The organism is Variovorax sp. LARHSF232 (genome assembly GCF_052871435.1).
Genome location: NZ_JBIXJS010000001.1, coordinates 451,170 through 466,697, shown reverse-complemented (window position 1 = coordinate 466,697; position 15,528 = coordinate 451,170). Strand labels below are relative to the sequence as shown.

Annotated in this window: 13 protein-coding genes; 9 read left to right on the top strand and 4 right to left on the bottom strand. The window is 67.1% G+C overall.

Annotated elements, in window-relative coordinates; translation table 11 throughout:
• Window positions 1–50: 50 nt before the first annotated feature.
• Entirely contained in the window at window positions 51–2,834 is a 2,784-nt protein-coding gene (polA, locus tag ACIPRI_RS02260) for a DNA polymerase I (RefSeq protein WP_446588064.1), read from the top strand.
• 35 nt (window positions 2,835–2,869) lie between these two features.
• Window positions 2,870–4,162, top strand: a complete 1,293-nt coding sequence (locus ACIPRI_RS02255) for a M20/M25/M40 family metallo-hydrolase (protein ID WP_446588062.1) — start codon at window positions 2,870–2,872, stop codon at window positions 4,160–4,162.
• On the opposite strand, the gene ACIPRI_RS02250 is transcribed toward ACIPRI_RS02255, so the two are convergent.
• Window positions 4,159–5,388 (bottom strand): D-amino acid dehydrogenase, encoded by a 1,230-nt coding sequence (locus ACIPRI_RS02250; protein ID WP_446620359.1) that lies wholly within the window; start codon window positions 5,386–5,388, stop codon window positions 4,159–4,161. The two genes, ACIPRI_RS02255 and ACIPRI_RS02250, sit on opposite strands and share 4 nt — an antisense overlap.
• 139 nt (window positions 5,389–5,527) lie before the next feature.
• Between ACIPRI_RS02250 and ACIPRI_RS02245 the strand changes: the two genes are divergently transcribed.
• The 3 genes from ACIPRI_RS02245 to ACIPRI_RS02235 all read left to right on the top strand — a co-directional run bounded on the left by ACIPRI_RS02245 (window position 5,528) and on the right by ACIPRI_RS02235 (window position 7,731).
• Window positions 5,528–6,406 carry a transporter substrate-binding domain-containing protein gene (locus ACIPRI_RS02245; protein WP_446588060.1) on the top strand — a complete coding sequence of 293 codons (879 nt, stop codon included), beginning with the start codon at window positions 5,528–5,530 and terminating at the stop codon, window positions 6,404–6,406.
• A 102-nt stretch (window positions 6,407–6,508) separates the two neighbouring features.
• Complete coding sequence (locus ACIPRI_RS02240) at window positions 6,509–7,378, top strand: ZIP family metal transporter (protein ID WP_446588058.1); 870 nt, start codon at window positions 6,509–6,511, stop codon at window positions 7,376–7,378.
• A gap of 110 nt (window positions 7,379–7,488) precedes the next feature.
• Window positions 7,489–7,731, top strand: a complete 243-nt coding sequence (locus tag ACIPRI_RS02235; RefSeq protein ID WP_446588056.1) for a hypothetical protein — start codon at window positions 7,489–7,491, stop codon at window positions 7,729–7,731.
• Window positions 7,732–7,734: 3 nt separating this feature from the next.
• Here ACIPRI_RS02235 and ACIPRI_RS02230 read toward each other — a convergent pair whose 3' ends face one another.
• From ACIPRI_RS02230 to ACIPRI_RS02220, 3 genes are all read right to left on the bottom strand, one after another.
• Window positions 7,735–8,655, bottom strand: a complete 921-nt coding sequence (locus ACIPRI_RS02230; protein WP_446588054.1) for a sulfurtransferase — start codon at window positions 8,653–8,655, stop codon at window positions 7,735–7,737.
• Between the two features lie 29 nt (window positions 8,656–8,684).
• On the bottom strand, window positions 8,685–9,608 hold the full coding sequence (locus ACIPRI_RS02225) for a DMT family transporter (RefSeq protein WP_446588052.1): 924 nt from the start codon (window positions 9,606–9,608) through the stop codon (window positions 8,685–8,687).
• A 74-nt stretch (window positions 9,609–9,682) separates the two neighbouring features.
• Window positions 9,683–10,813: an aromatic ring-hydroxylating oxygenase subunit alpha gene (locus ACIPRI_RS02220; RefSeq protein ID WP_446588049.1), complete on the bottom strand. Its 1,131-nt coding sequence runs from the start codon at window positions 10,811–10,813 to the stop codon at window positions 9,683–9,685.
• A gap of 207 nt (window positions 10,814–11,020) precedes the next feature.
• On the opposite strand from ACIPRI_RS02220, the gene ACIPRI_RS02215 reads away from it, so the two are divergent.
• The 4 genes from ACIPRI_RS02215 (at window position 11,021) to ACIPRI_RS02200 (ending at window position 15,455) form a co-directional block, all read left to right on the top strand.
• Entirely contained in the window at window positions 11,021–11,269 is a 249-nt protein-coding gene (locus ACIPRI_RS02215) for an exodeoxyribonuclease VII small subunit (RefSeq protein WP_446588047.1), read from the top strand.
• Window positions 11,270–11,453: 184 nt separating this feature from the next.
• Window positions 11,454–12,365, top strand: coding sequence for a polyprenyl synthetase family protein (locus ACIPRI_RS02210; protein ID WP_446588045.1), 912 nt, complete (start codon window positions 11,454–11,456; stop codon window positions 12,363–12,365).
• A 16-nt stretch (window positions 12,366–12,381) separates the two neighbouring features.
• On the top strand, window positions 12,382–14,277 hold the full coding sequence (gene dxs, locus ACIPRI_RS02205; RefSeq protein WP_446588043.1) for a 1-deoxy-D-xylulose-5-phosphate synthase: 1,896 nt from the start codon (window positions 12,382–12,384) through the stop codon (window positions 14,275–14,277).
• 95 nt (window positions 14,278–14,372) lie between these two features.
• Entirely contained in the window at window positions 14,373–15,455 is a 1,083-nt protein-coding gene (locus ACIPRI_RS02200; RefSeq protein WP_446588041.1) for a TRAP transporter substrate-binding protein, read from the top strand.
• Window positions 15,456–15,528 lie beyond the last annotated feature (73 nt).

Sequence of the window (15,528 nt, the reverse complement as noted above, 5' to 3'; positions counted from 1 at the left end):
GCACCTTTTGCGGCCCGGAAGGGCGCATGCACGGCAGGCAAAATGCCCGCATGACCGACACCAAGACCCTGCTGCTCGTGGATGGCTCGAGCTATCTCTACCGCGCCTTCCATGCGATGCCCGACCTGCGGGCAGTGCCCGGCGACAGCACGAGCCCCGCGACCGGCGCCATTCGCGGAATGATCAACATGATGACGGCGCTGCGCCGGGAAGTTCGGGCCGACTACGCCGCCTGCATATTTGATGCCCCTGGAAAAACCTTCCGCGATGCGTGGTATCCGCAATACAAGGCGAACCGCTCGCCCATGCCGGATGACCTGCGCAGCCAGATCGACCCTATCCACGAGGTGGTGCGCCTCTTGGGTTGGCCGGTGCTTTGCGTGCCCGAGGTCGAGGCAGACGACGTGATCGGCACCCTGGCCCATGTGGGCGCCAGCCACGGCATGGAGGTGATCGTCTCCAGCGGCGACAAGGACATGAGCCAGTTGGTGACCGAGCACATCACCATCATCGACACCATGAACGGCAAGAAGCGCGACGTGGCCGGCGTCACGGCCGAATTCGGCGTGCCGCCCAGCTTGATGATCGACTACCAGACCCTGGTGGGCGACACCGTGGACAACGTGCCGGGCGTGGAGAAGGTGGGCCCGAAGACGGCCGCCAAGTGGCTGCTGGAATACGGCTCGCTCGACGCCCTGGTGGCGCGCGCCGCCGAGGTCAAGGGCGCCGCCGGCGAGAACCTGCGCAAGGCGCTGGAGTGGCTGCCTCAGGGCCGCCAGCTGGTCACCATCCGCACCGACTGCGATCTTGGCGAACACGTGAAGGGCCTGCCCGCGCTGGACGCCATTGCCATCGGCCCGCTGCAGGTCGATGCGCTCAAGCTGTTCTACGACCGCTACGGCTTCAAGACCCTGGTCAAGGCACTGGAAGCGCAGGAAGTGCCGCCCGAACTGGTGGGCGAAGTCAAGAAGGGCGAGGTTGCTCCCAGCCTGTTCGACGAGCCTTCCGTGGCTGCCGCCGCGGCGGCCAGCAACCTGGTCTACGACACGGTGCTGAGCTGGGAGGCTTTCGACGCCTGGCTAGCCCGGCTGGAAGCGGCCGAGCTGGTGTCGCTGGACACCGAAACCAATTCGTTGGACGAGATGGTGGCGCAGATCGTCGGCATCTCCTTCAGCGTGAAGCCGGGCGAGGCCGCCTACGTGCCGCTCGGCCACAACTATCCCGACGCGCCGGTGCAGCTGCCGCTGGCCGAGGTGCTGGCGCGGCTCAAGCCCTGGCTGGAAGACGGCAGCAAGAAGAAGCTGGGCCAGCACGTCAAGTACGACCGCCACGTGTTCGCCAACCACGGCATCGAAGTGCAGGGCTACGCCCACGACACCATGCTGCAAAGTTATGTGCTGGAGGTGCACAAGCCCCATGGCCTGTCCAGCTTGGCCGAGCGGCACCTGGGACGCACCGGCATCGACTACGAGGCGCTGTGCGGCAAGGGTGCGCACCAGATTCCCTTTTCGCAGGTCGACATCGCCAAGGCAGCCGAATACGCCTGCGAGGATTCGGATCTCACCCTGGACGTGCACCGCGCGCTCTGGCCGCAACTGGAAGCCAACGAGCAACTGCGCTTCGTCTACCAGCTGGAGATGGACAGCAGCGAGGCGCTCTACCGGATCGAGCGCAATGGCGTGCTGATCGACGCCCCCACCCTGGCCGCGCAGAGCCATGAGCTGGGCACCCGCATCATGGCGCTGGAGCAGGAGGCCTACGCGCTGGCCGGCCAGCCCTTCAACCTGGGCAGCCCCAAGCAGATCGGCGACATCTTCTTCAACAAGCTGGGCCTGCCGGTGGTGAAGAAGACGCCCAGCGGCGCCCCCAGCACCGACGAAGAGGTGCTCGAGAAACTGGCGGAAGACTTCCCGCTGCCGGCCAAGATCCTGGAGCACCGGGGCTTGTCCAAGCTCAAGGGCACCTACACCGACAAGCTGGGGCAGCTGGCCCATCCGCGCTCGGGCCGGGTGCACACGCACTACGCGCAGGCGGTGGCGGTAACGGGGCGGCTGTCCAGCAACGACCCGAACCTGCAGAACATCCCGATCCGCACGCCCGAAGGCCGGCGCGTGCGCGAGGCCTTCATCGCGCCGGCGGGCAGCCAGATCGTGAGCTGCGACTACTCGCAGATCGAGCTGCGCATCATGGCCCACCTCAGTGGTGACGAGGCCCTGCTGCGCGCCTTCACCGAAGGCCTGGACGTGCACCGCGCCACCGCGGGCGAGGTGTTCGGCGTGGCGCCCGAGCAGGTCAGCAACGAGCAGCGCCGCTACGCCAAGGTGATCAACTTCGGCCTGATCTACGGCATGAGCAGCTTCGGCCTGGCGCGCAATCTGGGCATCGAGAACGGCGCGGCCAAGAGCTACATCGACCGCTATTTCGCGCGCTACCCGGGCGTGAAGGCCTACATGGACGGCACGCGGCAATCGGCCAAATCCAAGGGCTACGTCGAGACCGTGTTCGGCCGGCGCCTGTACCTGCCGGAGATCAACTCGCCCAACGGCCCGCGCCGCGGCGCCGCCGAGCGCGCCGCCATCAACGCGCCGATGCAGGGCACGGCGGCCGACCTGATCAAGCTGAGCATGGTCAAGATCCAGGATGTGCTGGACGCGCAGAAGCGCGCCAGCAAAATGATCATGCAGGTGCACGACGAACTGGTGTTCGAGGTGCCCGAGGCGGAGCTCGACTGGGTCAAGACCGAGGTCCCCCGTCTGATGGCTGGCGTGGCGCAACTCAAGGTGCCGCTGCTGGCCGAAGTGGGCGTCGGCCCCAACTGGGACAAGGCCCATTGATTCGACAACAAGGCAGAGAAACAAGGAAAGACTAGATGAAGATCTCGCGCACGACACGCGCCCTGGTGCTGGCATTTGCCGGCTTGGCGAGCCTCGGCCTGGCCCATGCGGCCAAGGACGAGCAGGTGCTGGCCGAAGCGGCCAGGCAAAAGCGCGTACTGCTCGAAACGCTCAAGGAATACGTCTCCATCGAATCGGGCAGCCGCGACCTGGAGGGGCTGGACAAGCTCGCCGACCTGATCGCCGGCAAACTGCGTGCGCTGGGCGGCAAGGTGGAACTGATCGAGCCGGCCGGCGACGAGGTCTACCGGATGGAAGACACGCCGGAGAAGATCGGCAAGGTGGTGCGCGCCACCTTCACCGGCACCGGCAGCAAGAAGATCATGCTGATCGCGCACATGGACACCGTGTACCAGCGCGGCATGCTCGAGAAGCAGCCCTTCCGGGTGGATGGCGACAAGGCCTTCGGCCTGGGCATCGCCGACGACAAGCAGGGCGTGGCCGTCATCACCCATGCGGTGGCGCTGTTGAAGGCGCTCAACTTCAAGGACTACGGCACGCTCACCGTGCTCATCAACGGCGACGAGGAGATCAGCTCGCCCGGTTCACGCGCCCTGCTCACGAAGCTGGGCGGCGAGCACGATGCCGTGCTGTCCTTCGAAGGCGCTTCGGTCAAGGAAGACAAGCTCTCGCTGGCCACCGCCGGCATCGCTTCGGTCACGCTCAACGTCACCGGCAAGGCTTCGCATGCCGGCTCGGCGCCGGAGCTGGGCGTGAACGCGCTGTACGAGCTGTCGCACCAGGTCCTGCGGATGCGCGATCTGTCGGACCCGGCCACGGGCCTGAAGATGAACTGGACCATCTCCAAATCCGGCACCAATCGCAACGTGATCCCGGCCACCGCCACGGCCGGCGCCGACGTGCGCGTGCTGAAGGTGAGCGACTACGACCGCATCGAAAAGCAGGTGCAGGAGCGGATGAAGAAGCAGCTGGTGCCCGAGGCCAAGGTCGACATGCGCTTCGAGCGCCGCCGCCCGCCGCTGGAAGCCAGTAGCGCCTCCAGTGCAATGGCGACCCACGCGCAAGCCATCTACAAGGAGCTCGACCGTCCGCTGGGCGCCGATGCGAAGGCCGCCGGCGGCGGCACCGACGCCGCCTTTGCGGCCTTGAAGACCAAGGCCGCCGTGGTGGAACGCTTCGGCCTGCAGGGCTTCGGCGCGCACACGGCCGATGCCGAGTACGTGCTGATCGACTCGATCGAGCCGCGACTGTACCTTGCGGCGCGCATGATCATGGACATCTCGCGCGGCCAGGTGCCGGGGCTCTAGGCGCTTTCTTCCTGCGCCAGCGCCTGCGCGATCCGTTGCGCCGAACCGAAGGCCAGCGTGAAGCCCAGCGCCCCGTGGCCGGTGTTGAACAGCAGGTTGGCGGGGGCGCGCAGCAGGCGTCCGATGATCGGCCGGCCAGTGGGCGTGGCCGGGCGCATGCCGGTCCAGGGGTGCAGCGCATCGAAGCGGCTGCAGTGCGGAAACAGAGCACGGGTGGCGGCCTCCAGCGTTTCGATGCGCTCGGCCGGAATGCTGGCATCGTGGCCCACCAGCTCGGCCATGCCGGCCACCCGCAGGCGTGATCCGATGCGCGCGAACACCACCTTGCGCGCGCTGTCGGTCACGCTCACATGCGGCGCGGCGCCCGGTGCGTCATCGACTTCGAGCGTGATGCTGTAGCCCTTGAGCGGGTAGACCGGCAGGTAGACGCCCAGCTCACGCGCCAGGCGCTGCGACGCGCTGCCCAGTGCCAGCACATAGGCGTCTGCCTCGAAGGGGCCGGCGCTGGTGCGCAGCGCGGCAACGCGCGCGCCGGCCTCGACGAAGCCCTGCACCTCGACCCCCAGGTGAAAGGCCACGCCGCGCTGCGCCAGCGCATCCTCCAACTCTGCGCACAGCTTCAGGCAGTCGGCGGCGCATTCGCTGGGCGTGTAGATCGCGCCGGCCATGCGGTCGCGGTAGTAGGCCAGGGCCGGCTCGATGGCGATGCATTCGTCGGGCGTCACCAGGCGCTGGCTGCCGCTGCCGCCAAGCGCGCGCTGCAGCGCGAGCTGGCGGCGCGCGCCTTCCAGCGCAGAGGCGCTGCGGTAGAGCACCAGCTTGCCGGTGCTGGAGAAGTCGCAGGCTGGCCGCAGCTGCACCATCATGTCTTCGAAGGCGGCGCGGCTCTGTGCCGCCAGCGCCAGCAGCTGCGCCGTCGTCTCGCGCGAGGTGCGTGCATTGCAGGCGGCCAGAAAGGCCAGGCCCCACCGCCATTGCAGCGGATCGAGCGTCGGCCGCAGCTTCAGCGGCGAGCTGGGCGAGAGCAGCAGTTGGGGCAGCTGCGCCCAGATCGATGGGTCGGCCAGCGGTTGCACGTAGGAATAGCTCAGTTGCGCCCCGTTGCCGCTGCTGGCGCCATGGCCAGGCGCATTGCGGTCGATCACGCTCACCTGGTGTCCCTCGCGCTGCAGTTGCCAGGCTGTCGCCAATCCGACGATGCCGGCGCCGAGTACACACACGTGCATGGGTTTCATGGCTTGCGATTGTGTGGGCAAGTGTGGGCAAGTCCGCGGGTCGCCGAGCATTGCGCGGCGATGTGTGGCCTTCCTACACTGGCCCTTCTTTTGCTACGCATCCCACTTGTCAAACGAAAGGCTCGCTCGCATGAAACTGTCCGTCCTGTTCTCCGCCTTGCTGCTCGCTGCGTCCGGCGCACAAGCTGCCGACACCTTGGGCAAGATCGCCCAGAGCGGCAAGATCACCCTGGCCTACCGCGAATCGTCGGTGCCCTTCAGCTACCTCAACGGGCCGAATCAGCCGATCGGCTTTTCGGTGGAGCTGGCCAATGCAGTGGTCGAGTCGGTGAAGAAGAAGCTGGGCAAGCCCGCCCTGGAAGTGGCGTGGATGCCGGTGACTTCGCAAAACCGCATTCCGCTGATCTCCAACGGCACGGTCGACCTGGAGTGCGGCTCCACCACCAACAACACGGCCCGCGCGAAAGAGGTGAGTTTTGCCGTCAACCACTTCTATACCGGCACGCGCCTGTTGGCGAAGAAGTCCTCGCGCGTCAAGGACTACGCCGACCTGGCCAAGAAAACCGTGGCTTCGACCACCGGCACCACCAACGCGCAGGTCATGCGAAAGTACAACAGCGAAAAGGGGCTGGACATGGACATCGTGCTGGCCAAGGACCATGCCGATGCCTTCCTCTTGGTCGAGTCCGGCCGCGCCGTGGCCTTTGCCATGGACGACATCCTGCTCTATGGCCTGATGAGCAACGCCAAGGCGCCGGCGGAGCTCGAGGTGGTGGGCGAGGCGCTGCAGGTGGAGCCCTATGCCTGCATGCTGCCCAAGGACGATCCAGCCTTCAAGCAGGTGGTGGACGACACCATCGTCGGCCTGATGAAGAGCGGCGAGTTCGAGAAGATGTACACCAAGTGGTTCATGTCGCCCATCCCGCCCAAGAACGCGCCGCTGGGCCTGCCCATGAGCCCGCAGCTGCGCGGCAGCATCAAGGCGCCGAACGACAAGCCGGCCACTTGACAGCATTGCTAAGATGAATGACGCGCTGCCGCCACCGGTAGCGTGGGTCACTCACCTCGGGAAAAGCCGGCCAGCGCCGGCTTTCCCTTTTTCTGCCTTGCCATGAATCTCCTAGCCATCATTGCGGCGACCCTGGTCGCGGGTATCGGCAGCGTCTGGATCGCTGCCTTGCTCATGCGAATGCACGTGGGCGGGGCGGCCCAGGACAGCGCGCAGTCGCTGCTGAGTCTGGCGGCCGGCGCGCTGCTGGCCACCGCCTTCATGCACCTGCTGCCCGAAGCCTTCGAGAGCGGCCTGCGGCCCGCTGCGCTGTTTGCCATGCTGCTCGGTGGGCTGGTGCTGTTCTTCCTCCTGGACAAGGCCGAGCTGTGGCACCACGGGCACGAGCATCACCAACATGAGCATGCGCACGCGCACGGGCATGCCCATCACCACCATGACGCCCCGCGCACCGGCGGCGGCTGGGCGGTGCTGACAGGCGACAGCGTGCATTGCTTCGGCGACGGCATCCTGATTGCGTCCGCCTTCATGGCCGACCTGCGCCTGGGCGCGGTGGCGGCCCTGGCGGTGCTGGCACACGAAGTGCCGCACCACATCGGCGACCTGGTGGTGTTGCGGCAGAGTTCGTCGGACGCCCGCGCCGCGCTGGTCAAGGTGTCGCTGGCGGGCACCATGACGGCACTGGGCGGCCTGGTTGGCTGGTGGCTGGTCGACCAGCTGAAGGGCCTGCTGCCCTATTTCCTGGTGCTGGCCAGCAGCAGCTTCATCTACGTGGCGTTGGCCGACCTGATCCCGCAGCTGCAAAAGCGCCTGGGTGCGCGCCAGACCGGCGCGCAGATCGCCTGGCTGCTGGCCGGCATTGCGCTGGTCACGCTGGTGAGCATGGTGGTGCACGGCGGCCATGACCACGCGCACGACTCGCACGATGAGCCCCATGCACACGAGGCGGACGGGCACGGCCACAAGCACTGAGTGAGGCGCCGTGGGGAGGGCGGCCCGCAAACTTTCTGTGACACGCTCGCCCCTAGCGTAACAGCCGGATCGCGCGCAACATCGGGGTCTGTTCGCCCAGGAATCCGATCATGAAGCGCCAAGAATCCAAACTTCAGCCCGGAAAGCCCGCCAGCGACGCAAAGGGCAAGAAGCAACTGCCCGGCGACGGCGAGGTCTTCGATCCGCCCGAAACCGAGCTGGAGGACGATGCCGATGCCCCGGACGAGCTGGAGGAGGAAACCGGCCTGGACCTCACCGACGCCAGCGAACTCGACGCCGACAACGTGCTGGCGGACGAGGAGTTCGATCGGGTCATGCAAGCCCCGGACTGATCCTCAGGGCTCGGGACCTTGGCGCGTCGGCAATCCCGGCGTATTGCTCCATTCGCTCCAGCTGCCCGCATAGAGCGCCGTGCTGCCCAGGCCCGCAACCTGCATCGCCAGCAAGTTGGGCACGGCGCTGACGCCGCTGCCGCAGTGGTGCACCACCGTGGCCGGGTCGCGCCCCGCGAGAAGGGCGTCGAATTCGGCGCGCAGCTGGGCGGCCGGCTTGAACTTGCCGTCCGGCCCCAGGTTCTGCGAGAAGGGGCGGTTGAGGGCGCCAGGGATATGGCCCGCGATCGGGTCCAGCGGCTCTACCTCGCCGCGGTAGCGCGGTGCGGCGCGCGCGTCGATCAAGGTTTGGGCCGGGCTCTCCAGGCGCTCGGCCACCAGCCGCGTATCGACCAGCGTCACCCGTGGCGCCCCCGGCACGAAGTTGGACCGGAACCGCGCCGGCTCCTCGGCGCTGCTCAGTTCGCCGCCGGCGTCCTGCCAGGCCGCAAGGCCGCCGTCGAGCACGGCTACCGCCTCGTGCCCCATCCACTTGAGCATCCACCACAGGCGCCCGCAGTAGTTGGCGCCGTTGCGGTCGTAGACCACGGCCTGCATCTCGTTGGCAAAGCCCACGCTGGACAGCCAGGCGGCAAAGGTCTCGCGGCTGGGCAGGGGATGGCGGCCGCCGGAGGCGGGCGCGCCGGCTTCTTTCGGCGCGATCACCACGCCACCCTTGCCGGGCACGCCATGCTTGGCGCTCAGCGCGTTGTCGAGATGGGCGTAGACCGCGCCGGGGATGTGCGCCTCGCGGTACTGGCGCTCGCCGGCGTCGGGCTGCGTCAGATCGAAGCTGCAGTCGAAGACCATCAGCGTGGTGACGCTGTCCTTGCTCTGCTGCAGCGCCTGCAGTTGCGGGGCGGAGATCAGGGTGGTGTAGGCCATGGATAGTGTCTCCGATCAAAAGAGAAAAATCAGTGCTCTTCGGCCGGCGCACGCGGCACCGCGCGCTGGCGCAGCACGGTGGCGGCGATGCCGCTGGCCACGATCAGCGCCATGCCGGCCCAGCCCAGGCCGTCGATCTTGTCGTTGAAGACGATCAGGCTGTAGAAGGCCGCGAACACAATGCCCGAATATTGCAGGTTGGCAACCACCAGCGTGGCGGCCGGGGTCTTGGCGGTGGCGTAGGCGCGCGTCATGCACAGCTGGCCCAAGGCCGCCAGCACGCCCACCGGCAGCAGCCACAGGGCGTGGCCCCAGTTCCAGGGCGAGATGCCGGTGACGAGTATCGCCAGGCCGCCGGCCACCAACGAACCCAGGGCGAAATAGAAGACCGTGCGGGTCTCCGGCTCGCCGATGCGCGACAGCGCGATCACCTGCATGTAGGCAAAAGCGGCCGTCAGGCCCGACAGCAGGCCCATCAGCCCGGCAAAGCCCTGGTTGGCCCCGATGGTGGGGCGCAACATCAGCACCACCCCGCCGAAGCTCGCCAGTACCGTGAGCACCAGCGGCGCCTGCAAGGGCGGGCGCGGCACGCTGCCGTCGCGGCCAGGCACCGGCATCCAGGCCAGCAGCGTGCCGCCGATCAGGAAGGCGGCGATCCACACGCTGCTCATGTAGTTGAGGGTCATGGCGGTGGCCAGCGGCATGCCGGCAATCGCATAGAACCAGGCGCCCAGCGACACCACGCCGACCAGGCTGCGCCACGCATGCATGCCCGGGTAGCGGGTGGCCAGTGAAACGCCTTGCCGGCGCGCCAGCAGCCACAGGAAGACGATGCCGATGACGCCGCGCCAGAACACCAGCTCGGCGCTCGTGAACCAATCCGAAGCCAACTTGACGCACACGCCCATCGAGGCAAAGAGGAGTGCGGCCAGAACCATCCAGAGCGCTTGCATGTGTCGTCTTCTTCTTTTTGGATGCAGCGGCCCGCGCCGCAAGCAGGCGAGGCGGCCAAGAAAAAAATGGGACCCTAGCCCGCCGGCGCCATCTCCGCGCGGTACCACTCGTGGAACTGCTGCATGCCGTCTTCCATCGGGCTCTGGTAGGGGCCGGCCTCGTCGTCGCCGCGCAGCATGAGGGCGCGGCGGCCGGCGTCCATGCGCTCGGCGATCTCGTCGTCTTCCACGCAGGTTTCCATGTAGGCGGCACGCTGCGCCTCGACGAATTCGCGCTCGAAGGCGACGATCTCCTCGGGGTAGAAGAACTCCACCATGTTCAGCGTTTTCTGCGGCCCGACCGGGTGCAGGGTCGACACGGTGAGCACGTGGGGATACCACTCGATCATCACGTGCGGATAGTAGGTGAGCCAGATGGCGCCGAACTTCGGCGGCTTGCCTTCGCGGTACTTGAGCAGTTGCTCCTGCCAGCGCTGGTACACCGGGCTGCCGGCGCGGCCCAGGCGGTTGGCCACGCCCACCGTCTGCACCGAGTAGTTCTTGTTGAACTCCCAGCGCAGGTCTTCGCAGGTGACGAAGCTGCCCAGGCCGGGATGGAAGGGGCCGACGTGGTAGTCCTCGAGGTAGACCTCGATGAAGGTCTTCCAGTTGTAGTTGCACTCGTGCAGCTCGACGTGGTCGAGCGCATAGCCCTCGAAGTCGAGCTCGGCACGCGGGCCCAGGCGGGCCAGGTCGGCCCCGATGTCGCGGCCGTTGGCCTCGAACAGGAGGCCGTTCCACTCGGTGAGCGGATAGTTGTGCAGGTTCAGGCAGGGGTCCTGCTCGAAGTGCGGCGCGCCGATCAGGGTGCCGGTGGTGCGCGGATCGGCCGCGGCGTAGGTCCAGCGGTGCAGCGGGCACACGATGTTGCCGCCCCCTTGCGCGTCCAGCGCACCGCGGCCCTGCAGGATCACGGCCTGGCGATGCCGGCAGACGTTGGAAATCAGCTCCACGCCCTTGGGCGTGTGCACCAGCGCCCGGCCCTCGTGCTCCTGGGGCAGGGTGTGGAAGTTGCCGCGCTCGGGCACGGCCAGGCGATGGCCGACGTAGCGCGGCCCCTCGCCAAAAAGTGTCTGCATCTCGCGGGCGTAGAGCGCCTCGTCGAAATAGGCCGAAACATGAAGTTGGCTGGAAGCCTGCTGCAGTTGAAGACTTAAATCAGACATGGGTGACCTGACCAAGCTCCCCACATGGACAAAACAGGGAGAAGAAACGCTAGAAGAAAAGGCAGGGCAGCCAAAGGAAGCTAAGTGAGGCCTTGCCGCGTGGCGCACGCACGAATATTGCGCGTTGCACGGAAAAAGAGCGGGAATTGTACCCGGCGCCAGCGATTGCGGCCCAGCCCTAAAATCTCCTGTTTGACGCGAGAGAGCATGCCCAAGGCATCCCCCATTTCCACACCCGACGCGAGCGCGCTGCCGGCCACCTACGAGGCGGGCCTGGCGGAGCTCGAGCAACTGGTCGCGGCCCTCGAGTCGGGCCAGCTTCCGCTCGACCAATTGCTGGCCAGCTATCAGCGCGGGGCCGCCTTGCTGGCCTTCTGCCGCGACAAGCTGCAGGCCGTGGAGGACCAGATCAAGGTGCTGGACGCGGGCAACCTCAAGACATGGGCGCCCGAATGAGCGCAGTGCCGGGCCGCCCCAAGCAAGCGAACTCCCCCTTGGGGGGCAGCGCAGCACACGAAGTGGCAAGCGTGGGGGCATGCATGAGCGCAGTGCCGGGCCGCCCCAAACAAGCGAACTCCCCCTTGGGGGGCAGCGAGGACACGCAGTGCCGAGCGCGGGGGCTTCAATAATGGCTGCCCTGATGGAACAACCGGAACACTGGGACGCCGCCCGCCTCGCCGCCTGGAGCGAACCGCAGCTGGCGCGCGTCGAGGCCGCGCTGTCGCGCTGGGTGGGCGTCGATGCGCCGGTGCTGCTGGGCGATGCCATGCGCTATGCGGTGCTGGACGGCGGCAAGCGGCTGCGGCCGCTCCTCGTGCTGGCGGCCAGCGAGTCGGTGGGCGGCAACGGCGAAGCCGCCCTGCGCGCCGCTTGCGCCACCGAGCTCATCCACGCCTATTCGCTGGTGCACGACGACCTGCCGTGCATGGACAACGACGTGCTGCGCCGTGGCAAGCCCACCGTGCATGTGAAGTTCGGCGAGGCCGACGCGCTGCTGGCTGGCGATGCCCTGCAGGCCCTGGCCTTCGAACTGCTCACGCCGGAAGACGCCGGCTTCGCGCCCGTGGTGCAGGCCCGCCTCTGCCGCCTGCTGGCGCGCGCTGCCGGCAGCGAGGGCATGGCCGGCGGCCAGGCGATCGACCTGGCCAGCGTCGGCATGGCGTTGGACGAAGAGAGCCTGCGCCAGATGCATCGGCTCAAGACCGGCGCTTTGCTGCAAGGCAGCGTCGAGATGGGCGCGGCCTGCGCCGAGAAGGTGGCGCCGTCGGCCCTGGCCGCGCTGCGCTCCTTTGGCGCCGCGCTGGGCCTTGCTTTCCAGATCGTCGACGACATCCTCGACGTGACGGCCGATTCGCAAACCCTGGGCAAGACCGCCGGCAAGGACGCCGCCAGCGACAAGCCGACCTATGTTTCCCTGCTCGGCCTCGATGGCGCGCGCGCCGAGGCGGTGCAGTTGCACCGCGAGGCGCTGGCTGCGCTCGAGCGCAGCGGCCTGGCCGACACCGGCGCGCTGCGTGCGCTGGCCAGCATGGTCGTCGAGCGCGATCGATAACAAACAAGACTCCCCGATGGTCCCGCTACTCCCCACGATTTCCGATCCCGCGCAGTTGCGCCGCCTGGACCGCCCGCAGCTCAAGCAACTGGCCGACGAGGTGCGCGCCTGCGTGCTCGACAACGTCTCGCGCACCGGGGGGCACCTGAGCTCCAACCTCGGGACCGTGGAGCTGACGGTGGCGCTGCACTACGTGTTCAACACGCCGCACGACCGCCTGGTGTGGGACGTGGGCCACCAGACCTATCCGCACAAGATCCTCACGGGCCGGCGCGAGCGCATGCCGACCCTGCGCCAGCTGGGCGGCCTGTCGGGCTTTCCGCAGCGTAGCGAAAGCGAGTACGACACCTTCGGCACCGCCCATTCGTCGACCAGCATTTCGGCGGCGCTGGGCATGGCGATGGCGGCCAAGCAGAAGGGCGAAGACCGCCATGCGGTGGCCATCATCGGCGACGGTGCATTGACGGCCGGCATGGCCTTCGAGGCGCTCAACAACGGCGGCGTCTGCGATTGCAAGCTCTTGGTGATCCTGAACGACAACGACATGTCGATCAGCCCGCCGGTGGGCGCGCTCAACCGCTACCTGGCTCAGCTGATGAGCGGCAACTTCTACGCCGCCGCCAAGAACGTCGGCAAAAGCGTGCTGCGCAAGGCGCCGCCCCTGTTCGAGCTGGCCAAGCGGCTGGAGGAGCAGGCCAAGGGCATGGTGGTGCCGGCCACGCTGTTCGAGAAGTTCGGCTTCAACTACGTGGGCCCGATCGACGGCCACGACCTCGATTCGCTCATTCCCACCCTGGAAAACCTGAAGCACCTGGAAGGCCCGCAGTTCCTGCACGTGGTCACCAAGAAGGGGCAGGGCTACAAGCTGGCCGAGGCCGACCCGGTGGCCTACCACGGCCCCGGCAAGTTCGATCCTTCGGTGGGCCTGGTCAAGCCGGCCAGCGCGCCCAAGACCACCTTCACCCAGGTCTTCGGCCAATGGCTGTGCGACATGGGCGAACAGGACGCGCGCCTGGTCGGCATCACGCCGGCCATGCGCGAAGGCTCGGGCCTGGTCGAGTTCGAGCAGCGCTTTCCCAATCGCTACTACGACGTGGGCATCGCCGAGCAGCATGCCGTGACCTTCGCCGCCGGTTTGGCTTGCGAGGGCTTGAAGCCCGTGGTGGCGATCTACTCCACCTTCCTGCAGCGCGCCTACGACCAACTGGTGCACGACGTGGCCATCCAGAACCTGCCGGTGGTGTTCGCGCTCGACCGCGCGGGCCTGGTCGGGGCCGACGGCGCCACCCATGCGGGCGCCTACGACATTCCCTTCCTGCGCTGCGTTCCCAACATGGGCATTGCCTGCCCGGCCGACGAGGCCGAGTGCCGGCAGCTGCTGACCAGCGCCTTTGAACAGGACCACCCGGTGGCGGTGCGCTATCCGCGCGGCGCCGGTGTCGGCAAGACCCCGCACGCGGCGCTCGATGCGCTGCCGTTGGGCAAGGGCGAGGTGCGGCGCGAAGGCGCGCGCATCGCCATCCTGGCCTTCGGCACGCTGCTCTATCCGGCCCTGGCGGCGGCCGAGGCGCTGGACGCCACCGTGGCCAACATGCGCTGGGTCAAGCCGCTGGACCGCGAGCTGCTGCTGGAAATCGCGCGCACGCATGACGCCATCGTCACTGTGGAAGAGGGCGCCGTCATGGGCGGCGCCGGCAGTGCGGTGTCCGAGGCGCTGCAGGAAGCCGGCATGGTGCGGCCGATGCTGCAGCTGGGCCTGCCCGACCGCTTCATCGAGCATGGTGATCCGGTCAAGCTGCTGTCGAGCGTCGGCCTGGATGCGGCCGGCATCGAGCAGTCGATCAGGCATCGCTTCGCGCATCTGATCGATCAGGGTTTCTCCGGAGAAAGAAATCGGGCTGGAGGGATGTAACCGCTTTCTACAATCTCTGCGGCTATCAACCAGTCGTCTACGCGGCCACGAGCCGCGTTTTCTTTTTTCCTTCCCAAGCATTCGGAGTCAACTCAATGGATCGTCGTTCCCTTATCAAGAACGCTGGCATCGCCGGCGTCCTGGCTGCCGGCATTGCGCCCGCAGTGCATGCACAGGCCGCGGTGCGCTGGCGCCTGGCTTCCAGCTTCCCGAAATCGCTCGACACGATCTATGGTGGCGCCGAAGTGTTCGCCAATGCGGTCAAGGCCATGTCCGGCGGCAAGTTCGAGATCTCGGTGCATGCCGGCGGCGAGCTGATGCCTCCCTTCGGCGTGGTGGACGGCGTGCAGAACGGCTCCGTCGAACTGACGCACACGGTGCCCTACTACTTCTACGGCAAGAACCCCGCCTTCGCGCTGGGCTCGGCCGTGCCCTTCGGCCTCAACGCACGCCAGATGACCGCCTGGATGCGCCATGGCAACGGCCGCAAGCTGATGAACGAGTTCTATGCCGGCTACGGCATGCTCAGCTTCGCCGGCGGCAACACCGGTACCCAGATGGGCGGCTGGTTCCGCAAGGAAATCAAGTCCCCGGCCGACTTCAAGGGCATGAAGATGCGCCTGGGCGGCGGCCTGATCGGTGAAGTGATGACCAAGATGGGCGCCGTGCCGCAGAGCATTCCCGGCGGCGAAATCTACCAATCGCTGGAAAAGGGCACCATCGATGCCGCCGAGTGGGTCGGTCCTTACGACGACCAGAAGCTGGGTTTCAACAAGGTCGCGCCTTTCTACTACTACCCCGGCTGGTGGGAAGGCGGCCCCGAGGTCGACTTCTTCGTCAACCGCAAGGCCTACGACGCGCTGTCGGCCGAGAACAAGGCCATCATCGACGCGGCTTCCGCACTGGCCTCCACCGACATGCTGGCCAAGTACGACGCGCTGAACCCCACCGCGCTCAAGCAGCTGGTGGGCGCCAAGACCAAGGTGCTGCCCTTCTCGCAAGCCATCCTCGACGCCTCCTTCAAGGCCTCGATGGAAGTGTTCGCCGAGAACGACGCCAAGAGCCCCGAGTGGAAGAAGATCTACGCCGACATGCGCGCCTTCCAGCGCGACCAGGTGCTGTGGTTCCGCTTTGCCGAAGCCCGCTACGACCAGTTCATGGCATCGCAGAAGCTGTAAAGCGAAGCATCCGCTGAACAAGAAAAGCCCCGCACTGCGGGGCTTTTTCTTTGGCGCTCGATTCGCGCCGCGC